General features: G+C 70.9%; 15 protein-coding genes. 11 read left to right on the top strand and 4 right to left on the bottom strand.

The features are described from left to right. Positions 1 to 68 precede the first annotated feature (68 nt). Positions 69 to 2,996, bottom strand: coding sequence for an AfsR/SARP family transcriptional regulator (locus tag ACZ61C_RS47550; protein WP_465314611.1), 2,928 nt, complete (start codon positions 2,994 to 2,996; stop codon positions 69 to 71). A 110-nt stretch (positions 2,997 to 3,106) separates the two neighbouring features. Between ACZ61C_RS47550 and ACZ61C_RS47545 the strand changes: the two genes are divergently transcribed. The 4 genes from ACZ61C_RS47545 (at position 3,107) to ACZ61C_RS47530 (ending at position 7,759) form a co-directional block, all read left to right on the top strand. After that, a complete protein-coding gene (locus tag ACZ61C_RS47545; RefSeq protein WP_465314610.1) occupies positions 3,107 to 3,763 on the top strand; it encodes an SH3 domain-containing protein in 657 nt (218 codons plus the stop codon). Positions 3,764 to 3,795: 32 nt separating this feature from the next. Beyond that, positions 3,796 to 5,367: an alkaline phosphatase D family protein gene (locus ACZ61C_RS47540; RefSeq protein ID WP_465314609.1), complete on the top strand. Its 1,572-nt coding sequence runs from the start codon at positions 3,796 to 3,798 to the stop codon at positions 5,365 to 5,367. 23 nt (positions 5,368 to 5,390) lie between these two features. Beyond that, the gene (locus tag ACZ61C_RS47535) at positions 5,391 to 6,017 is read left to right on the top strand and encodes a TetR family transcriptional regulator (RefSeq protein WP_465314608.1); all 627 of its coding nucleotides are present in this window, start codon (positions 5,391 to 5,393) and stop codon (positions 6,015 to 6,017) included. A gap of 251 nt (positions 6,018 to 6,268) precedes the next feature. Next, entirely contained in the window at positions 6,269 to 7,759 is a 1,491-nt protein-coding gene (locus tag ACZ61C_RS47530) for a glycoside hydrolase family 28 protein (RefSeq protein ID WP_465314607.1), read from the top strand. 183 nt (positions 7,760 to 7,942) lie between these two features. Here the strand turns inward: ACZ61C_RS47530 and ACZ61C_RS47525 are convergent, their stop codons facing one another. Beyond that, positions 7,943 to 9,118, bottom strand: coding sequence for a glycoside hydrolase family 88/105 protein (locus ACZ61C_RS47525; RefSeq protein WP_465314606.1), 1,176 nt, complete (start codon positions 9,116 to 9,118; stop codon positions 7,943 to 7,945). A gap of 353 nt (positions 9,119 to 9,471) precedes the next feature. Between ACZ61C_RS47525 and ACZ61C_RS47520 the strand changes: the two genes are divergently transcribed. After that, a complete protein-coding gene (locus ACZ61C_RS47520) occupies positions 9,472 to 11,244 on the top strand; it encodes an alpha-L-fucosidase (RefSeq protein ID WP_465314605.1) in 1,773 nt (590 codons plus the stop codon). Here ACZ61C_RS47520 and ACZ61C_RS47515 read toward each other — a convergent pair. Beyond that, positions 11,223 to 12,461 (bottom strand): MGH1-like glycoside hydrolase domain-containing protein, encoded by a 1,239-nt coding sequence (locus tag ACZ61C_RS47515; RefSeq protein WP_465314604.1) that lies wholly within the window; start codon positions 12,459 to 12,461, stop codon positions 11,223 to 11,225. The two genes, ACZ61C_RS47520 and ACZ61C_RS47515, sit on opposite strands and share 22 nt — an antisense overlap. An 88-nt stretch (positions 12,462 to 12,549) precedes the next feature. Between ACZ61C_RS47515 and ACZ61C_RS47510 the strand changes: the two genes are divergently transcribed. The 3 genes from ACZ61C_RS47510 to ACZ61C_RS47500 all read left to right on the top strand — a co-directional run bounded on the left by ACZ61C_RS47510 (position 12,550) and on the right by ACZ61C_RS47500 (position 16,216). Beyond that, on the top strand, positions 12,550 to 13,698 hold the full coding sequence (locus ACZ61C_RS47510; RefSeq protein ID WP_465314603.1) for an ROK family transcriptional regulator: 1,149 nt from the start codon (positions 12,550 to 12,552) through the stop codon (positions 13,696 to 13,698). 306 nt (positions 13,699 to 14,004) lie between these two features. Then, positions 14,005 to 15,936: a S53 family peptidase gene (locus ACZ61C_RS47505; RefSeq protein ID WP_465314602.1), complete on the top strand. Its 1,932-nt coding sequence runs from the start codon at positions 14,005 to 14,007 to the stop codon at positions 15,934 to 15,936. A gap of 187 nt (positions 15,937 to 16,123) precedes the next feature. After that, complete coding sequence (locus ACZ61C_RS47500) at positions 16,124 to 16,216, top strand: hypothetical protein (protein ID WP_465314601.1); 93 nt, start codon at positions 16,124 to 16,126, stop codon at positions 16,214 to 16,216. Here the strand turns inward: ACZ61C_RS47500 and ACZ61C_RS47495 are convergent. Next, positions 16,194 to 17,738: a sensor histidine kinase gene (locus tag ACZ61C_RS47495; RefSeq protein ID WP_465314600.1), complete on the bottom strand. Its 1,545-nt coding sequence runs from the start codon at positions 17,736 to 17,738 to the stop codon at positions 16,194 to 16,196. The genes ACZ61C_RS47500 and ACZ61C_RS47495 overlap by 23 nt on opposite strands. A 158-nt stretch (positions 17,739 to 17,896) precedes the next feature. Between ACZ61C_RS47495 and ACZ61C_RS47490 the strand changes: the two genes are divergently transcribed. From ACZ61C_RS47490 to ACZ61C_RS47480, 3 genes are read left to right on the top strand one after another with little or no spacing between them, the layout of a single operon-like run. Continuing rightward, positions 17,897 to 19,258 carry a purine-cytosine permease family protein gene (locus tag ACZ61C_RS47490; protein WP_465314599.1) on the top strand — a complete coding sequence of 454 codons (1,362 nt, stop codon included), beginning with the start codon at positions 17,897 to 17,899 and terminating at the stop codon, positions 19,256 to 19,258. Positions 19,259 to 19,304: 46 nt separating this feature from the next. Continuing rightward, positions 19,305 to 19,970 carry an SDR family NAD(P)-dependent oxidoreductase gene (locus ACZ61C_RS47485; protein WP_465314598.1) on the top strand — a complete coding sequence of 222 codons (666 nt, stop codon included), beginning with the start codon at positions 19,305 to 19,307 and terminating at the stop codon, positions 19,968 to 19,970. After that, entirely contained in the window at positions 19,967 to 20,974 is a 1,008-nt protein-coding gene (locus ACZ61C_RS47480) for an S-adenosylmethionine:tRNA ribosyltransferase-isomerase (protein WP_465314597.1), read from the top strand. The genes ACZ61C_RS47485 and ACZ61C_RS47480 overlap by 4 nt, the downstream gene beginning before the upstream one ends. Positions 20,975 to 21,219: the final 245 nt, after the last annotated feature.

The following is a 21,219-nucleotide window of genomic DNA, read 5'->3' as shown; positions in this document are numbered from 1 at the left end:
CCTGTTCACTCGAACGTGGCGAAAGACTGACGGGACGGCGTACATGATCCGTACAAGCAGGTTGTGCGTCAGGCGGACACGATGTGCGGAGGCTCGGCCGCGGCGGGCTCCGGCGGGCGCGACGACAGCTCGCGCCAGATCGCCAGCGCGCGCTCCGAGTAGTCCCGCGAGCGTTCCGGCTGCGCCAGTGCCCGGTGCAGCTCGCCGAGCAGCTGCGAAACCTCCGCCTCCGACCGCCGGTCGCCGTTGCGCCGGTGCACCGAAAGCGAGTTCACCAGCAGCAGCTGCGCGTGCGCGAAGTCCCCGCTGTGCAGGCACAGCTCGCCGAGGTTCTGGTTCGCGTACCCGACGCAGTGGTCGTCGCCGAGGTCGGTGAAGATCGCGATCGCGCGGTCGACGTGCTCGCGGGCCGCCGCCAGGTTGCCCTGGTGCTGGAACAGCAGCCCGAGCCGCTTGAAGGCGTGGGCCTCGCGGTGGCGGTCGCCGATCTCCGCCGACAGCTCCAGCGCGTCGGTGAACCAGCGCTTCGCCGCCGCGTAGCAGCCGCGCGACATCCAAACCGCGCCGGCGCTGATCCGGGCGACCGCCTCTCCGTGCCGGTCGTCGGCCTCGGCGAACAGCTTCAGCGCTTCGTGGCAGTGCTCGAGCGAGCGGTCGTCCTCACCCTCGATGCGCAGGATCGTCGCGAGCCCGGTCCGCGCGATGCCGATGCCCGAGGCGTCGCCGACCCGCTCGAACAGCGCCTTCGACTCCTCGAACGCCACCCGCGACTCGGCGTATTCGTCCTGGTAGAGCAGGTACTGACCGAGGTTGCGCTGCACGATCGCCTCGGCGCGCAGCGAGCCGGTCCGGCGGGCCGCGGCGAGGGCGATCGTGTGCGTCGCGTGCCAGTCGTCCTGGTGGCCGCGCAGGTCGAAGTACGGCGTCAGCGCCGAAGCCAGCTGCCACGCCGAGTCGTCGAAGCCGTGCTCGGCGGCCAGCGAAACCGCCGCGACGCTCGTGTGCCGCTCGGCCGCGAACCACGCCGCCGGGTCGTCCGGCAGCACGTCGGCGGGCACCGCTGGGCGCGGCAGCTCGTCGTCGCAGTACATGCCGAAGAAGTGCAGCGGCATCCGGCGCGCGGCTTCCAGCGCGAGCGCCAGATACCCCTCGAGGACCCGGCGAAGCCCGGCACGCGTCTTCGCCGCGTCACTCTGCTCCACGAGCTCGACCGCGTACACGCGCAGGAGGTCGTGCAGGCGGTAGCGCGGCTGCCCGGCGGAGTCGGAGCCGACGAGCTCGACGAGGTGGCCGTCGACCAGGACGTCGAGGACGTCCTCGGCGTCGCGGCGGCCGAGCACGGCGGCGACCACCCAGCCCGGGAACTGGACCGGCCCGAGCAGCCCGAGCCCGCGGAACGCGGTGGCCGCCGACATCGGCAGCAGGTCGTAGGACAGCGTCACGCTCGCGCGGACGGCGAGGTCGCCGACGCGCAGCTCGTCGAGCCGGCGGTGCTCGTCACGCAGCCGGTCGGCCAGCAGCCGCAGCGTCCAGCCCGGGCGGTGCGTCAGCTTCGCGCCGGCCACCCGGATCGCCAGCGGCAGGTGCCCGCACTGGCGCAGGATCGCCGCGGCGCTCTCCGGCTCGGCGGCCACTCGCTCGGCGCCGACGATGCCCTCCAGCAGCCGCGCGCCCTCGTCTTCGGGCAGCAGGTCGACGTCGACGGCTTTCGCCCCGGCGAGCCCGGGCAGCCGGAGCCGGCTGGTCACCAGCACCGCGCAGGCGCCCGCGCCGGGCAGCAGCGGGCGCACCTGGGCGGCGCTCCCGGCGTCGTCGAGCACCACGCACATGCGCCGCCCGGCCAGCCGCGACCGCAGCAGCGCCGAGCGCTCGGCCGGCTCGCGCGGCAGGCCGGCGTCCGGGATGCCCAGCGCGTGCAGCAGCTCGGCTAGCACGCCCATCGGCGCCCGCGGCGACGACGACGTGCCGGCCAGGTCGACGTGCAGCTGCCCGTCGGGGAAGTCGTCGCGGACGGCGTGCGCGATCCGGACCGCCACCGCGGACTTGCCGACCCCGGGCGCGCCCGAAAGCACGATCACCGCCGGGGCGCCGGAGTTCGCGCGCTCCCGCATCAGCGTGACGACCTCGCGGAGCACGTCGTCGCGGCCGGTGAAGTCGGGCAGGTCGAGCGGCAGCTGGCAGACCGGGACGACGTCGGCGGGGCGCGGCGCGAGCACGCTCTCCGGCACCAGCGTCGCGCGCAGTTCGCGCAGCCGCGCGCCGGGTTCGGCGCCGAGCTCTTCGGCGAGGACCCGCTCGGCGGCTTCGTACGCTTCGACGGCGTCGGCGGTCCGGCCGGCGGCCCGCAGCGCGACGATCAGCTGCGCCCAGAGCTCTTCGCGCAGCGGGTGCTCGGTGACCAGGCCGCGCAGCTCGGCGACGGCCTCGCCGGTGCGGCCGAGGTCGATCCGCGCCCGCAACCGCTGTTCCTGCACCGAAAGCCGCAGCTCGGCGAGCCGGGCGACGGTCGCGCCCCAGCTGTGGTCGTGCGGCAGTCCTTCGAGGACTTCGCCGCGCCACAGCGCGTCGGCCCGGTCGAGGAGCTTGAGAGCGCTCTCGGCGTCGCCGTGCTCGAGCGCTTCCTGCGCTTCGCCGGCCACGGCGGCGAAGGCGAGGTGGTCCAGTTCGCCGGGCGACGCGGTCAGCAGGTAGCCGGAGGCCCGGCTGCTGATCCGCTCGCCGAGGGCGGGGTCGATCTCGGCGAACCGTCTTCGCAGGGAGTGCACGTACGTGCGGATGTTCGCCGCGGCCGACCGCGGCGCCGACTCCGGCCACAGCACTTCCACCAGCACGTCCGCCGACACGACGATGTTCGGCTGCAACGCCAGCGCGGCCAGCAGCAGCCGGGGCTTCGGCCCGCCGAGGCCGACCACCTGCCCGCCGGCGGTGACCTCCAGCGGACCGAGGACGCGGATGGTAAGCGAGGTGGTCTCAACCTGCCCGATGAGTTCCCCCATGCCCGGATGCTATTTCCCGGCCAGGCGAACGGATAGATCCATTCGGAGTGTCTGCGCGCAGGCCACGGCCTTTGTACGCGACGTGTATGGCCCGGCGTCACGCTCCCGCCATGAAGCGTTTGAACCTCCGGCGGATCGCCGGGATCGGGGTCGTCCTCGCGGTGGTCGGCGCGCTGGCCGTGGGCGGTGCGCTCGAAGCGTCCGCCGCGGCGACCGGCACCGTCAAGACCGCGGGTGACCCGCTCAACGTCCGCCGGGCGCCCACCGCGGGCGCCACGGCCGTCAAGACCGTCGCCAACGGCGCGTCCGTGACCATCGACTGCCAGCTCACCGGCTCGTCGGTGACCGGGACCTACGGCACGAGCACGTTGTGGGACTACGTGCCCACGCTCGGCGGGTACATCTCGGACACCTACGTCTACACCGGCTCCGACCAGCGGATCGCGCCCGACTGCGGCGTCGGCACGGGCAGCGGCCAGTGCGCCGACGCCTGCGCGGGGGAGGCGCAGTACCGCTCGTCCGACTCGCACTTCCTGGTCTACGACACCGATGCCGACGGCTACTCGGCCGTCGTCGCGTACTGGCTCAAGGGCGGCGCCGGGCCGTTCTACGTCTGGAACTCCGGAGGTGAGGGCACGAAGGTCGACAAGGCGGTGAGCGTCCCGCACGGCGGCTGGGTCTTCTACAAGGTCTGCGTCGCGAACTACACCACCGCCAAGCCGGACCTGAAGTCCTGCAGCGACGGCATCACCGACTTCGCGGCCTGACCGCGTCTCCCCTCCCCGAAAGGTCTTCCGACATGGTTCAGGTCAACCGGCGCAAGGTGCTCCTCGGCGGGCTCGCCGCGGTCACCGCCACCGCGGCTTCGGCGGCGCTGCCGTCCTGGGCGAACGCCCGCACCACCGCGGCCGCGCCCGCCATCCACGACCCCTTCCAGCTCGGCGTCGCCTCCGGCGACCCGCTCCCCGACAGCGTGGTGCTCTGGACGAGACTCGCGCCGGCGCCGCTCAACGCCGACGGTTTCGGCGGCATGCCGGACGCGACCTACGCGGTCGACTGGGAGATCGCGAACGACGAGGCGTTCTCCTCGGTCGTGCAGAGCGGGTCGGTGAGCGCGGTCCGGGCGTCCGCGCACAGCGTCCACATCGAACCGGTGGGCCTGCAGCCGGCGCGCGAGTACTTCTACCGCTTCAAGACTTCCGGCTACATCTCGCCGGTCGGCCGGACGCGCACCGCGCCCGCCGCGGGCGCCGCCGTCAACCAGCTCAAGTACTGCTTCACCTCCTGCCAGCACTGGGAGGAGGGCTACTACCACGCGTACAAGGGCGTCGTCGCCGACAACCCGGACCTGGTGCTGTTCCTCGGCGACTACATCTACGAGAAGAAGTCGGGCCGCGCCGCCGCGGACCGCAACCCGCGCAGCCTCGCCGTCGCCGACGACGCGACCACGCTCGCGCTCTACCGTGCCCGCCACGGCCAGCACAAGACCGACGCCGACCTGCAGGCCGCGCACGCGATCGCGCCCTGGGTGGTGGTATTCGACGACCATGAAGTGATGAACAACTGGAACGGCACCACCTCGCCCGCGCCCGCCGCGCGCAAGGCCGCCGGGTTCCAGGCGTTCTACGAGCACACGCCGATCCGCTCGACCGCGAAGCCGAACGGCGCGTCGATCCAGCTGTACCGCCAGGTCGTGTGGGGCAACCTGGCCCGGTTCCACATGCTCGACACGCGCCAGTTCCGCAACGCTCAGGTGGCCGACCCGTCGGGCTCCACGGGCCCGGCCTGCACCGACATGCGCAACACCTCGCGCAGCATCCTCGGCAGCACCGAAGAGGCGTGGCTGCTCAAGCAGTTCGAGTCGCACCCGGCCACCTGGGACTTCCTCGGCCAGCAGGTCTTCTTCGCCACGCGGGACGGCGACGGCAACAAGGCCACCTGCGAGAGCCCCGACTCCTGGCAGGGTTACGAGGCTTCGCGCGACCGGATCGCGAAGGGCTGGGTCGACCGGAAGGTCGCCAACCCGGTGGTGCTCACCGGCGACGTCCACCGCCACTGGGCCGCCGACCTGCGCCTGGACTACTTCGACCACAGCGACCCGCTGATCGGCTCGGAGCTGGTCACGACGTCGGTGACGAGCAACAGCGACGACGCGGCCCCGCCGAGTGCGGCCTGGCTGGCGAACAACCCCCACGTCAAGTACTGCAAGGGCGAGCGCGGCTACGTCCGCGTCACGACCACGCCGTCGCAGATGCGGGCGGACTTCATGACCACCTCCGACACCAGCGTCTACGACCCGGCGAAGGTGGTCATCAAGAACGACGTCAGCTACGTAGTGCAAGCGGGGAAGCCTGGCCTGCAGAAAGTCTGAACCACAACGCTACGCTGTGTGACGTGACCGATGAACTGGGCCTGCGGGAGCGCAAGAAGCTCCGCACGCGGGCGGCGATCTCGACGGCGGCGATCGGGCTCTTCCTGGAGCGCGGGTTCGACGCCGTCGGGGTCGCCGAAGTGGCGAAGGCGGCCGAAGTGTCCAAGCGGACGCTCTTCGCGTACTTCCCGACCAAGGAGGACCTGGTCCTGCACCGGTTCGCCGACCACGAGACCGACGCGGCGGACGTCGTCCGCGCCCGCCGGCCGGGCCAGGGGCCGCTCGCCGCGCTGCGGGAGGCGTTCCTGCGGGGGCTCGACGAGCGTGCACCGGTCACCGGCCTGTGTGACGAGCCGGCCGTCGTCGCGGTGTTCCGGCTCGTCACCGGCACCCCGGCGCTGGTGGCGCGGCTGGCGGCGTTCACGTCGGCGGGGGAGTCGGCACTGGCGGCCGCGCTCACCGAGGCCGGTGTCCCGGCGCGCGACGCGGGTCTCGCCGCCGCGCAGATCGCGGCCGTCCGCCGGCTGCTGGCCACGGCGAACATGGACGCCGTCGCGGCCGGGGTGCCCGCGGCGCGGCGGCTCCCGGAGGCCGTCGAGGCGGCCGAACGGGCGTTCACCTTGCTCTCCGCCGGCGTAGGTTTTCCGTGACCGGCGTCGATCATGACGGATTCATGGGCACGGCCGTGCGCCACACACGGTTTCCTCGGTCCCGACGGAGGTAGACTCCGGAAATCTTGACGAGGACACCGGGGGGACCCGCGTCCGACTGGGGGTGACGCGGGTCCTCCCCGGCTTTGTCGGGAAAAGGGCGTGATCTTGACAGTTCCCACGCGCCACTCGTAATCTGAGTGCTCCGCCGTCGTGCCGAATTTTTCGATTCCATGACAAGGCGGGTTCACGTGAAAGCGAAAAGAACCGTTCTGCTGATCACCTTCGCGGTGGCGGGACTGGTGGCCACCGGCGCCGGGGTCTCCTCGGCCGCGCCCGGCGGCGTTTACGACGTCAAGGACTACGGGGCCAAGGGAAACGGTTCCACCAACGATTCCGGGGCCATCGACAAGGCGATCACCGCGGCCAACGCGGCCGGCGGCGGCACCGTCCGGTTCACCTCGGGCAGCTACAAGTCGGCCAACACCGTCCACCTCAAGAGCAACGTGACGATCCAGCTCGACGCGGGCGCGACGATCAGCGGGTCGAGTGCGGACAGTTACGACAAGCCCGAGTCGAACCAGTGGGACAAGTACCAGGACTACGGCCACAGCCACTTCCACAACGCGATGTTCTACGGCGACAAGCTGACGAACATCGGTTTCACCGGCGCGGGAACGATCGACGGCGGGGGAAGCCTCATCACCGGCAACCCGAAGTCCGGCGAGGCCGACAAGATCCTTTCGCTCACCCGCTGTGACGGGCTCACGCTGTCGGGGATCAAGCTGCGCCGCGGCGGGCACTTCGCGGCGCTGATCAACGGCTGCACGAACGTCGTGTCGGACAAGCTCACGATTGACACCGCGAGCGACCGCGACGGCTGGAACATCATCAGCACGACGAACGTCACGATCACCCATGCGAACATCGCGGCGAACGACGACGCACTCGTGTTCAAGAGTGACTACGCGCTCGGCGCGAAACTGCCGAACGGGAACGTCACGGTGAACAACGCGAAACTGTCGGCGCAGTGCTGCAACGCGCTGATGTTCGGGTCCGAGACGTGTGGTGACTTCACCGGCTACCAGTTCTCCGACATCACCATCACCAGCGCCCACAAATCGGGCATCGGCATCGTTTCGATGGACGGCGCGAAGATCTCGGACGTCCATTACCGCAACATCACGATGTCCGGAACGTACTCCCCGGTCATGATGAAGATCGGCACGCGCAAGCGGTGCGGCGACTCCCCGGGGGTCGGCTCGATCAGCGGCATCACGTTCGACAACGTCACGGGTACGCACACCGGCACCAGCTTCAGCCCGACGATCTGGGGCGCCGACAGCGCGCACCGCGTCTCGGACGTCACTTTCACCGGCGTGCACCTGAACGTCCCGGGCGGCAACGGCACGATGGGCACCGGCGTCCCGAGCAACGACGCGACCGACTACAACCCGAAGAGCATCGGCACCCGCCCGTCGTACGGCTGGTACCTGCACTACGCGTCGGGGGTGAAGTTCGTGGACAGCTCGGTGGAGTTCGCCAAGGACGACGGCCGCCCGGCGAGCATCGTCAACAACAGCTCCGACATCACGTTCGACCACTTCACCGCGGAGAAGGGCGCGAAGAGCCCGTTCGACATCGGCTTCCAGACGGTGACGGGCTACTGCGTGAAGGACTCGGCCACCACGTCCGGCGCGTCCCTCCGCCTGAACACCTCAGGCTCCACCTCCACCTGCTGACACTCCCGTGATCAGAGAGGCATCACCCGTGATCAGAGAGGCATCACGTGTGTCTGAAGGGGCATCACGCTGATTCCCGCTCAATCACGCGTGATGCCTGCTCAATCACGTGTGATGCCCTTTCCGTAAGGACGAAGGGGCCCCGGCCGGTGGCCGGGGCCCCTTCTGCGGCGCGCCTCGTGGTCAGTGGCTGTACTGCTCGTTCATGATGAGGAACGCGCCCAGGCCGTGGAAGTCGTTGGTCTTGCGCGCGCGGGCGTAGTAGTACGACAGGTCGCCGACGTTGGTTCCTTCGCAGATGTCCGTGATGTTCGTCAGGCCGTCGGAGCCCACCGAGACCTTACGGAGGACTCCGGCGTACCCGCGGTCCGCCACCGCCTGGTACGACGCCGGCAGGTAACCGCGCTGGACGCCGCGGGACATCGTGAACGTGTACATCGACGACGCCGACGTCTCCAGCCAGTTCTTCGAATCGGCGCCGCGGTCGACCACCTGGTGCCACCGGCCGGTCGCCGGGTCCTGGTAACGCTCGTAGCCCGCGGCCAGGAACCGCACGATGTCGATCAGGGCCGCCCGGCGCGGGTGGGTGGCCGGCAGGACCTCGAGGATGTCGATGGCCGCCATGCCGAACCAGCCGATCGCGCGGGCCCAGTGGTACTTCGAGTGGTGCCCGGCGCCGGACGCCCACGACTCGGAGCCGTCCTCGTCGTAGGCGTGGTACAGCAGGCCCTTCGCCGGTTCGCGAAGGTGGCTGAAGTACACCACGAGGTTCTTCGCCGACTCCTCGAAGCAGTACGCGCCGTCGTCGAACGCCGCGCCGTACAGCGCGAGGAACGGCTGGGCCATGTACACACCGTCGCCCCACAGCTGGCCGACCTTGCCGGTGGCGTGGAACATGCCGCCGTCGGACGTCCGCGGGTACGCCGGGAACCGCTTGCGCAGCTGGTCGGCCGCCGTCTTGTACTTCGTGCGGCCGGTCTCGGCGAACAGCAGCGGCAGCATCTGGCACGAGCGCATCGAGTCGAGGTTGGTGAAGCTGTTCGAAATCCCCTTGTCGGTGATGAAGCGGTCGTACCACGCGACGATGTAGTCGAGGTACTTCTTCTCGCCGGTGCGCTTGTAGAAGAGGTACTGACCGTAGAGGTACAGCCCGAGGGTGTACCCCCAGCCGCCGATCTTGTCGGGGGTGTAGCGCTTCATCGTCGAGTCGATGACGGCCCGCGACCAGTCCGGCGGCGGCGCCGCACCGGCCGGGAGGGCCGCCCGCGCGACGGGACCCGCCGCGGCGAGGGCGCCGAGGGCGCCCAGGGTGCCGGCCAGGACCGCGCGCCGGGTCGGGCGAAGGGGGTGCTCGGACATTCGTCGTCCTTTCGTGCACTGGCCCCGCGACGCGGTGAAAGGGTGGCCGGGATGCCGATCCGCCGTCCGTCGGCATCCCGACCAGCTCTGGGGGGCGCGGCGTGCTGCCCGTGTCGCCGGAGCGGTGGTCTTCGAGCGAAAGCGCTCTCTGGCCTGAACATCTACTCGCCTCCCGGACGCCCAGTCAAGCAGAGATCGGATCTCTAGCGTCATATATCAGATATTTAACCCGGACGGCGGCAGGTCCGGTGTACCGGCAGTCGAAACACGGGAAAAAGGTCGGACCTGAGGGTTGACCGTCCGGCGAACGCAGGAGTACACCACCGAGTGGACCAGACCACTGGAGGTCACTCATGTCAGCCAGGTTCCTCCGCCGGATAGCCGTCGCGTTCGCCGCGGCGCTCGTGGTGTCCGGGCTCCTCGCCGCACCGGCGTCGGCCGATCTGCAAAAGCCTTCCCAGCAGTGGCTGCGCGACAGCCAGGCGGGCCTGTTCCTGCACTGGGGCATGCGCACGTCGCCGGGCTACACCAGCTGCAGCGCCTGGGAGAAGGCGATCACCGACGGCGGGTGGAGTCCCGCTTACTGGGTCGGTGAAGCCAAGAAGCTGCACGCGTCCTACCTCGTGCTCGCCTCGTTCCACAGCCGGCTCGGCTACTCGCGGGCGTGGCCGTCGAAGATCCCGGGCAGCTGTGCCACCAAGCGGGACTTCCTCGGCGAGCTGGTCGCCGCCGCGAAACCCCAGGGCCTCAAGGTCATCCTCTACATGACCAACGACGCCCAGTGGCACGACGAGGGCGGCCACGAGTGGCTCGACTCGGCCGGCTACTCGAAGTACAAGGGCAAGACCGTCAACCTCGACAGCCAGGACGGCTTCGGCCAGTTCAGCTACGACAACTTCTTCGAGGTCATGAAGAACTACCCCGACCTCGGCGGCTTCTGGATCGACAACGACAACGCCTACTGGGAGTCCCACGACCTGTACCAGCAGATCTACCAGCAGCGCCCGGACTACCTGCTGAGCAACAACAACGAAGACACGCCGATCATGGACACGATCAGCAACGAGCAGAAGACCGGGATGAGCCCGTCCTATGACTACCCGCAGGCGACGTACACGGCGATGCCGCGGCTCACCGAGGCGTGCTTCAAGCTGCCCGACAGCGGCTCGTGGTGGTACGGCGGCACTAACTCCTCGGTCGACAAGAAGCTCAACATCGGCCGGCTGGTCACGAACTCGGGCTCGTCGATCAAGTCGCTGATGGCCGAAACGGCGATGGTGAACGGGAAGTTCCCGTCGAACCAGGAGGCGTTCAACAACTTCGCGAGCACCTACCTCGACGGGATCTGGGAGTCGCTCGGCGGCACCGAAGGCGCCGGGTACATGTACGGCGGCATGCAGCCGGGCTTCTGGAACGACGGCGCGCACGGCGTGATCACCATCAAGGGCGACACGCAGTACGTCCACGTCCTGACCAAGCCGTCGACGAACACCCTGAAGATCCGCGACAACGGCTATCGCGTCGGAAAGGTGACGAACCTGCGCACCGGCGCCGCGATCTCGTTCACCCAGGGCGGCGGCAGTCTGACGCTTTCGGGTCTGTCCTCTTGGGACACCTACGACACGGTGTTCGAGGTCGAGACCGCCGGCCGCACCGGGACGTACGACCCGAAGACGGTGACGCTCAAGGCGAGCGCGTCGGCGAGCGGCCACAGTGGACAGGCGGCCGGCGACGGCGACTACCTGACCTACTTCGACAACAACAAGACCCTCCCGGTGAACCTGGACTACGACCTCGGCTCGGCCAAGAAGGTCCAGTATCTCGGGATCAACCAGCGGGAGGACTCGGTCAGCTACGCCCGATCGGAGGGTGAGCAGTCCGCGCGGATCAAGGCGTACCAGGTGTTCGTGTCGAGCGACGGCAAGAACTGGGGGAGCGCGGTCAAGTCCGGCACGCTCCCGAGCCACCGCGGTGTCCAGTTCGTCGACCTGTCGGCGGTGACGTCGAGGTACGTGCGGCTGCAGGTGACGAGCACGTACGCGGCGTCCAGCGACAGCACCCGGTACAAACGGCTGCGGATCGACGAGACCTGGCTCGGGTCGGACTACGCGACCGCGGCGGGCTGAGCGAGGAGGTCGAGGGTGAGGGCCGCGGTCCAGCTGAACGAGCGGGTGCCGTGGCCCTCGCCCGTGAGCGGGTCCACGTACTCGGCGAAGTCCGTGCGGGCGGCCGTCGCGACGAGGTCGTCGCGCAGGTGCGCGGCCAAGGCGTGCTCGCCGTGGCGCAGCAGGCCCTCCCGGACCAGCCAGCCGACGTTGAACCACGACGGCCCGCGCCAGTAGCGGGCCGGGTCGAACGTCGGCGCGGTCAGGTCGTGGCTCGGGACGCCGTGGACGCTCCCGAGCCGGAACCGCGGGCCGGTGGCCGTCGCCAGCAGCGCCGGGGCGACGGCCAGGTCCGGCAGCAGCAGTGGCAGCAGGCCCGCGCAGGTGTGATCGGGCGCGAGCGTTCCGGTGCGGACGTCGCGGGCGAAGAAGAAGCCGTTGTCCCACAACGTCTCCTGCATCGCCTTCGCGACACGCGCCGCGGACTCGCGGTGGCCGGCGGCGGCCGCCGGCAGGCCGAGCTCCTCGGCGATCTCGGCCAGCGCGAGCTCGGCGTCGGCCAGCAACGCGTTGAACCCCGGGTCTTCCACGGCGAAGTCTCCGGGGTCCTGGTAACCGCTGTCCCGGTAGTCGGCGGCGAGCCGGACGTACCGGCCGTAGTCCTCGTCGCTCGGGCGGTCGGCCGCGGCGCCGTGCTGCAGGTCGCGGCGGACGAACCCGCCCACCGGCGTGACGCGCGAAAGCGGGCCGTCCCAGGCCGGGCTGTTGTCCATCCCGGACTCCCACGGGTGCACGATCGCCGCGAGCCCGCGCCCGCCGGCGTCCCGCGAAACCCGCAGGTACTCGTGCCAGGCCCGCAGCTTCGGGTACAGCGTCGCGAGGAAGCCGGGGTCGGGCTCGGCGCGGTGCACGGCGAGCACGGCCCGCGCGTGCACCGGCGGCTGGATCAGCCCCGAGGTGCGGTTCGCCCGCCAGAAGTCCGGGCCGGGGAAGTAGGCCTCCGGCGGTGTGTCCGGGTTGAACAGGATGTGCGGCACGCGGCCGTCGCGCCACTGCGCGGAGAAGAGCGTCTCCAGTTCGAGCCGCGCCCGCGCCGGATCCAGGTGACGCAGGCCGAACGCGATGAAGGCCGAGTCCCAGCTCCACTGGTGCGGGTAGAGCCCGCGCGAAGGCACCGTGGACGCGCCGAGCCAGTTGTCCGCCAGGACCGCCGCGGCCCGCCCCCATGTTACGTCCATGTGTCCAATCTATCTCCTACTTATGTCTTGTCAATGGACAAAAGTCCGGGACTGAGATGATGCCACCAGACCGAAGAGGGGGTTCGGGATGACGGCTCCGACGTCGGCCGGCGAGCTGTTGCGGCTGGTCAGGACCGGGCAGGCGACCACGCGCAAGGCCCTGCTCGTGTGCAGCGGGCTGTCCCGCTCGACGCTGACCGCGCGTCTCGAGCAGCTCCAGACGGCCGGTCTGCTGGTCGAAGGCGGCCAGGAGGACTCGACCGGTGGCCGCCCGGCGCGGCAGCTGCGCTTCGACGACCGGCACGCCGTGGTCCTCGCCGCGAGCATCGACACGATGCACGCCGAGGCGGCGCTCACCGACCTGTCCGGACGGCGGCTGGCGCACCGCGAGGGCGCCGTGCGGGTCGCCGACGGCCCGGAACCCGTGCTCGGCCGGATCGCCGAATGGTTCGAGGCGATGCTCGCGGAGGGCGACCGGCCGGTCTGCGGCGTCGGCATCTCCGTCCCCGGCCCGGTCGAACCCGGTCGCGCCCGCGTCACGCAGCCGCCGATCATGCCCGGCTGGGACGGCTACCCGATCGACGCCTACCTCGGCGCGCGGTTCGGCGCTCCGGTGCTGGTCGACAACGACGCGAACCTGATGGCGCTGGGGGAGCACCGCGCCCGGTACCCGGACTCGGCCGCGCTGGTGGTCGTCAAGGTGTCCACCGGGATCGGCGCCGGGCTGGTGATCGGCGGTGAGGTCTACCGCGGCATCGACGGCGGCGCCGGCGACATCGGGCACATCCGCCTGCCCGGCCACCCGGAGGCCCGCTGCATGTGCGGCTCGCTCGGCTGCCTCGCGGCGGTCGCCAGCGGGGGCGCGCTGGCCGCCCGGCTGACCGAGCTGGGCCTGCCGACGACGTCGGGCTCGGGGGTCCGCGACCGGATCCTGGCCGGCGAACCCGCCGCCGTGCGGCTGGCCGAGTTCGCCGGGCGCCAGGTGGGGGAGGTGCTCGCGACGCTCGTCTGCGTGGTCAACCCGGGGGTGCTGGTGGTCGCCGGAGACCTCGCCGAACCGCACTTCGTCGCCGGCGTCCGTGAAGTGCTCTACCGGCGGGCGCTGCCGCGCGCGACGCAGCGGTTGCAGGTAGAAATCGGCGGCCGCGGCGAAGCGCTCGGCGGGGTGGTGGTGATGGTCGTGGAGTCCGTGTTCGCCCCGGCCGAGGTGGACCTCAGGCTCGCCGCACGGGCCTGACCACGGCCGAAGTGCCGTCACGAGCGGGGGAGTCCAGAGTGGACGGAGCATCCGACTTTCGTAGGTGGCGGGCGCCCGGCCGGCGTGGTCCGTAATACGGTCACGAACCGGACTTACCGCGCATCGAGTATTATTCTTCGCGTTTTCCGCACGACAAATCGGATTTCCGTACCACGCCCGTGCGCACGTGAATTCGCGACCAGATAACGGTTCCGCAAGCACTTCCCGCGAAGGGAACGCCGATCTAGTCTCGTCCGGTGTTCTAGGTCCTTCAACTGGGGGCCGCTTTCGAAGAGGGAGATTTCTGTGCGAAGAAGCTCCACCCTGCTCCTTTCGCTCGCGGTGGTGGGTGGCCTGACCGGCGCCCTGCCGGCGACGGCGTCCGCGCAGGGGCGTCAGGACATTCCGCAGTCGCACCCGTTGTGGGCGAACGCGCAGGCGAAGGTCGCCGACACGGCGCCCGCGTCCAAGCTCAGCTTCCGGGTCTACCTGAACCAGCGCGACAACGCCGGCGCCGAGGCGCTGGCGCAGGCCGTGTCCGACCCGGACAGCAAGACCTACCGCCAGTTCCTGAGCACCGACCAGGTGCGGGACCGGTTCGCCGCCAGCGACGCAACGGTCAACGCCGTCAAGGCGTGGCTGACCGGCAGCGGGTTCAGCATCGGCGACGTGCCGTCGAACCGCGCGTACGTCGAGGCCACCGGCACCGCCGACCAGACGCAGAACGCCTTCGCGGTCAAGCTGGGCAAGTACAAGGTCAAGGGCCAGACCCTCCGCGCCGCCGACAAGAACCTGTCGGTGCCGGCGAACCTGGCGAACGACGTGCTCGGTGTTGTCGGTGTCGACCAGGCCACCAACCTGTTCAAGCCCGACCACGCCACCGGCTCCGCGACGCCGTCCGACGTCCCGCCCGGCCCCGGCTTCCGCAACGCGAAGCCGTGCAGCGCGTACTACGGCGAGAAGGTCGACACCACCGACCCCGCCTACAACGGCAAGCACCTGCCGTACGCCCCCTGCGGCTACACCCCGGCGCAGCTGCGCTCGGCCTACGGCGTCGACAAGGTCGGCGCGGACGGCAAGGGCACCACGATCGCCATCGTGGACGCGTTCGCCTCGCCGACGATCTACTCCGACGCGAGCACCTACGCGAAGAAGAACGACCCGCAGCACCCGCTGAAGCAGAGCCAGTTCAAGCAGCACGTCTTCCCGGCGAACCCGGTCCTCGAGCCGCCGGACCAGTGCGACGCGGCGGGCTGGTACGGCGAGGAGACCCTCGACGTCGAGGCCGCCCACGGTCTCGCGCCGGGTGCGGACATCCTGTACGTCGGCGGCGAGTCCTGCGAGGACAACGCCCTCGACGTGGCGCTGAACTACGTGATCGCCGGCCACAAGGCCGACATCGTGTCGAACTCCTACGGCGACACCGGTGAGGACATCCCGGCCGACGAGGTCAAGGTCTTCAACCAGATCTCGCTGCAGGCGGTGCTCGAGGGCATCGGCGTCTACTTCTCCTCGGGCGACAACGGTGACGAGGTCCTGCGCCTCGGCACGCCGTCGCCGGACTTCTCCGCCTCGGCGCCGTGGATCACCGCGGTCGGCGGCACGTCCATCGCGATCGGCAAGGACGGCAAGCGGATCTTCGAGACCGGCTGGGAGACCAGCAAGTCCTCGCTGACCAACGGCGTCTACGGCCCCGCGGCCTACACCAGCGGTTCCGGTGGCGGCACGAGCCGGCTGTTCACGCAGCCCTTCTACCAGAAGGGTGTCGTGCCGGACGCGCTGGCGAAGAAGAACCAGACCGGCAACACCAAGGGCCGCGTCGTGCCGGACATCTCGGCGATCGGTGACCCGAACACCGGCTTCCTGGTCGGCCAGACGCAGACCTTCCCGGACGGCGCCTACTACGACCAGTACCGGATCGGCGGCACGAGCCTCGCGTCGCCGGTGTTCGCCGGCATCATGGCGGTGGCCGACAGCTTCGACCACTTCCACCACGGCTTCATCAACCCCGTGATCTACAAGCTGACCTCCCGCACCCCGGCGATCAGCGATGTGAAGCACGTGGACGCCGCCGTGGAGCGCGTCGACTACGCGAACTCGGTCGACGCGTCGGACGGCCTGCTCACCTCGGTGCGCACGCTCGACTACCAGGGTCTGACCATCCACACGACCCCGGGCTACGACGACGTGACGGGTCTCGGCACGCCCAACGGGCTGCTGTTCCTGCTGCTCGTCTAGTTTCGCCTCGATCGGAAGGCCCCCTCGCCGTCTCGGTGAGGGGGCCTTCCGTTATTCGCTGGGACGCGCGCGAACCCGCCCGGCCGTCCTGGGCCCGCGGAGCTTCGCGCCGGCCAGCACTCCTCGAAAGGGAGTTCATGGCGCTCGAAGCCACCGGCTGGACCACCACAGCCGCCGTGGGCTGCACGTGCTCAACGGCCGCCGTCGCCGGTTGATCGCCTACCTGCGCCGGACCGACATCCAGCGCTACCGGACGCTCACGAGCCCGCCAGCGGGATGACCGCGCAGACCGTGGTCCCGCCGGCGCCGCTGCGGACCTCGAGCTCCCCGCCCAGCGCCTGCACGCGGTCCCGCAGCCCCGCCAGTCCCGTGCCGCCCTCGAGGTCCGCGCCGCCGACGCCCGAGTCGGTCACCTCGACCCGCAGCCGCACCTCCTCGATCACGATCCGCACGTCGACGTGGTCGGTCTGAGCGTGCTTCAACGCGTTCGTGAGTGCCTCCGACGTCACGAAGTACGCCGTCGCCTCGACCGCCGCGTCCACGCGCGGCACTTCGCCGACCGAGAGCGCGACGTCGATCGGGATGCGGTCGGCCAGCGACCGGACCGCCGGGACCAGGCCCGCCTCGGTGAGGATCGCCGGGCGGATGCCGCGGGCCAGCTCGCGCAGCTCGGTGATCGCCGTCTGCAGCTCGTCGACCGTGCCCGTGAGCAGCCCCCGGACGGCCGGGGGCAGCGAGCCGCCGTGCTTGCGGTCGGCCATCCGCAGCAGCAGCACCACGCTGACCAGCCGCTGCTGGGCGCCGTCGTGCAGGTCGCGCTCCAGGCGGCGGCGCTCGTCGTCGCCCGCCGCGACGAGCCGGGCGCGCGACGCCCGCACCTCGGCCAGCCGCTGTTCCAGCTCCGCGGTGAGCCGCTGGTTGTCGAGCACCAGCCCGGCGGCCGCGTTCAGCGCGTCGATCGACCGGCTGTCCTTCCACACCTCGTCGTCCTGCACCAGCGCGGCCAGCCCGGTGCCGTCGCGTTCCAGCAGCAGCCGGATCATCTCGGCGTTGCCGACGCGGGCCCGCAGCACGCCGACGAGGAACGCCAGCGGCCACAGGCAGAACAGGATCCGGTAGACCTGCAGCAGCGGCGCCGACAGCGGGTGGCCGTCCCCGAGCGCCGTGCCGGTGCCCGACGCCAGCGCGCCGAACAGCGCGATGACGATCACCGGCGAGAGCAGCCGCCGTTGCGGCAGCCGGCCGGACAGCCACCGGTAGAGCAGCACGACGACCACCCCCGCGCTGATCGCCGTCGCGACGAGCTCCAGCGCGCGGTCGGCGAAGGCGCCGCCCGCCGAGTCGGGCGAGATCGCCACGAGGTCGCGGGGGTCGTCGTTGAACAGCAGCCCGACCACCCCCGAGCCGAGCACGACCAGGTACGCGGCCACGACGAGCAGCCGCTCCCACCGCGAACGCAGCCTGCCGTGCGGGAACGCGAGCACGAGGTGCGCGATCACCGGGCTGGACGCGGCCCGCAGCGGCACGGCGAGCGTGTACAGCAGCGGGCTGCGCGTGAACTGCAGGTCTTCGAGGAACAGCGCGACCCCGGCGAGCGCGATCAGCACGCCGATCGGGTTGGCCGGGCGGCGGACGTGCGCGACCGCGCCGGCGAGGAGGAACAGGAAGCCGGTGACGGTGCTCAGGGCGGTGTCGAGCGCGGAGTGGCTGCCTTCCGCCGCCTTCAGCGCCAGCGCGGTGACGCCGAGCGCAAAACCGGCCGTGAGCAGGCCGGTCATCGCGAGCGTCCGCGGATGCTGCACCACACCACCCTCTCGGTGTGCTTCGCGGATCCAGCTCCGGGCAATCCTGGCGGGACCCCGCGGTGGTCCGGCAACGGCTAACCGTGATTCGCCCGTTCGGGCCGTCGCGTTACACCGGGCGGGCGCGCTTTAGGGTGACGCCGACGAGGAGGCAGCACATGAGCGGACTGGACGCCGACGTCTTCGGCGGGCGGATGCCCACCGGAGGCCGTGACCTGGCGATCGAAACCCACGGGATCGCGCCGGTCCCGGCGGGCAACCGGTTCGGGAAGCCGTGGCGGCTGTTCAGCGTGTGGTTCGCGCCGAACCTGACGATGACGGCGGTCTTCACCGGCACCCTCGCCGCGTCGCTCGGCCTCGGGTTCTGGACGGGGCTGGCGGCGATGCTCGCCGGCACTGTCCTCGGCTCGCTGCCGGTGGCGTACCTGTCCACCTGGGGACCGCGCACCGGCACCGGCCAGCTCCCGCTCGCCCGGCTTCCGTTCGGCCGCGCCGTGGTGCTCCCGGGCCTGGTGCAGTGGCTCGGTTCGATCGCCTGGGACGCGCTGGTCGGGCTGTTCGGCGGGGAGGCGCTGGCCGAGCTGACCGGGCTGCCGTTCTGGGCCGCGGTGCTGATCGTGCTCGTGCTGCAGTGCGCGCTCGGGGTGTTCGGCTACGCGCTGATCCACCGCGTGCAGGCGGTGATGAGCGTGCTGCTCGTGCTCGCCTTCGCCGCGCTCACCGTGAAGGTTCTTTCCGGGCACCCGATCGCCGCCACCGACACCGCGTCGGGCGCCGACCTGGCCGGCGGCGTGGTGCTGTTCACGACGATCACGCTGTCGCTGGCGATCTCCTGGGCGCCCTACGCGTCGGACTTCAGCCGTTACCTGCCGGTCGAGACGTCGTCCCGGGCGGTCTTCTGGGCGACGCTGCTCGGGCTGACGGCGTCGTACGTGATCGGCGAGGGGCTCGGCCTGGCGTTGGGCGCGTCCCTGGGCGACCAGACGGCGGCCGGGGTCGCGCACCTGCTCGGCGGCGGGTTCCTCGGCGCGCTCGCGCTGGCGGTGATCGCGCTCGCGGCGGTGTCGTCGAACGCGATGAACGACTACAGCGGCTCGCTGGCCCTGCAGACCGTCGGCGTCCGGCTGCGGCGCCCGGTGTCGGCGGTGCTCGTCACGGTGCTCGCGTTCGCGCTGATCCTCTGGATGCACAGCGGCGACCTTTCGGCGAAGTTCGAGAACGTCCTGCTCTTCGTGAGCTACTGGATCCCGCCGTTCCTCGGGGTGGTCGTGCCCGACTGGCTCGCGCGGACCCGCGGCGGGCGGCGGGTGGACGTTCTCGCCTCGGTGACCGTCCGGCCCTGGGCGGCCGTGGTGGCGTTCGTCGTGGGGTTCGGGGCGGCGGTGCCGTTCATGAACACGTCCCTCTACACCGGACCGGTCGCCGCGGCCCTGCACGGCGCGGATCTCGCGTACTACGTCGGGCTCGTTGTTTCGCTGGCAGCGTACTTCCTGCTCCGGCGTCCGGTTGACCTCAAGTAACGTAGAGGTTTCACGATGGCGGGGTAGCCCTCTCGAGGAGGAACCCATGCCCACCGCACTGATCACCGGCGCGTCCGCCGGGCTGGGCCGCGCCCTCGCGGCCGCCCTGGTGAGTCGCGAGTGGACGGTCGTCGGCACCGGCCGCGACACGGCCGCCCTGGCCGCGGCGGCCCGGGAGACCGGCTTCACGGCCGTCCCCGGCGACGTCGCCGACCCGGCCCACCGCGCTTCACTGGCCGACGCCTGCCCGTCTCTTGACCTGCTCGTCAACAACGCCAGCTCCCTCGGCGTCAGCCCATTGCCGCCGCTGGGCCGATATCCGTTGGCGGAGCTGGAAAACGTCTACCGCGTGAACGTCTTCGCGCCGGTGGCTTTGACTCAGCTGCTGCTGCCTGCCCTTTCTCGCGGCACGATCATCAACGTCAGCTCGGACGCCGCCGTCGAAGCGTACGACGGCTGGGGCGGTTACGGCTCGGCGAAGGCCGCGCTCGACCAGCTCACCGCCGTGCTGGGCGTGGAGAACCCGGAGCTGGCGGTGTACGCGGTCGACCCGGGCGACCTGCGCACGGCGATGCACCAGCGCGCGTTCCCGGGCGAGGACATCTCGGACCGGCCACTGCCGTCGTCCGTGGTCCCGGCATTCCTGCGGCTGCTCGACGAGCGCCCGCCGAGCGGCCGTTACCGCGCCGCAGACCTCTTGGTGACGGCATGAGCATCCGGTTCGACCTCCCGGACGAGCTGTCGGCCTCGGCGCCCCCGGAGGCCCGCGGCCTGGCCCGCGACGAGGTCCGGCTCCTGGTCGCTTCGCCGTCGGGCGTCCACCACACGGTGTTCTCGTCGCTGGGCTCACACCTTTCGCCCGGCGACCTGCTGGTGGTCAACACGTCGGGAACCCTCCCGGCAGCACTCGACGCGACCCGCGCCGGCCGTCCGGTGCTCGTCCACTTCGCGACGGAGCTGGACGACGGCGCGTGGATCGTCGAGCTGCGCGCCCCCGGTGGGCCGCTCCTCGACGGCCGCGCGGGCGAGCGTGTGGAGTTGCCCGAGGGTGCGTCGCTGACGTTGCTGGCCCCGGCGGTCCCGGGCGCGTCCCGGCTGTGGCGGGCGACGGTGTCCGTGCCGGTCAGGGGCTTGCTGGCGTCGGCAGGCCGGCCGATCCGGTACGGCTATGTCCCCCGGGCGTGGCCCTTGTCGGACTACCAGACGGTGTTCGCCCGCGAGCCGGGCAGCGCGGAGATGCCGTCGGCGGCCCGTCCGTTCACGACGGCCCTGGTGACCCGGCTGGTGACGGCGGGGGTGCTGTTCGCGCCGCTGCTGCTGCACACGGGGGTGTCCTCCCCGGAGGCGGCCGAGCCACCCCAGGCCGAGCGCTTCCGAGTCCCGGCAACAACGGCGGCGCTGGTGTCGTGGGTGCGTGAGCGTGGCGGCCGGGTGATCGCGGTGGGGACGACGGCGGCCCGGGCGTTGGAGTCGGCTTCGTCCGGTGGTGTGGTCCGCGCGGCCGAGGGATGGACGGATCTGGTGCTGGGCCCGGACCGGCCGGCCCGCGTGGTGGACGGGATCATCACGGGGCTCCACGCGCCGGACGCGTCGCACCTGTTGCTGCTGGAGGCGGTGGCGGGAGCGGGGTTGGTCCAGCGTGCGTACGACGCGGCGGTGGAGCGACGCTACTTGTGGCACGAGTTCGGCGACGTGTCCTTGTTGCTGCGCCACTGACCGACCCCACCGCAGGGCCCGCCCTCCCTGGGGGCCATCCCCGTTCCAGCGTATCGGCGAGGTCCGACGGAAGGCCCCGAAAACCGCGGCCCGGCCGAGATGGTCCACATCACGGCCGGGCTGTGGACAACTGGCGACCGGCGACCAGGCGACTAGGCACTGTCCTGTAAGTCATCGGAGCCAGAGCACGATGGCGGCGATGGTGAGTTCTGCCTGGTAGTAAGCGGCGCGTTTGGCATAGCGGG

Source organism: Amycolatopsis sp. NPDC104587, assembly GCF_055583645.1.
Note: the sequence above shows the minus strand (reverse complement) of the source record. Positions and strands in the feature narration are given on the sequence as shown.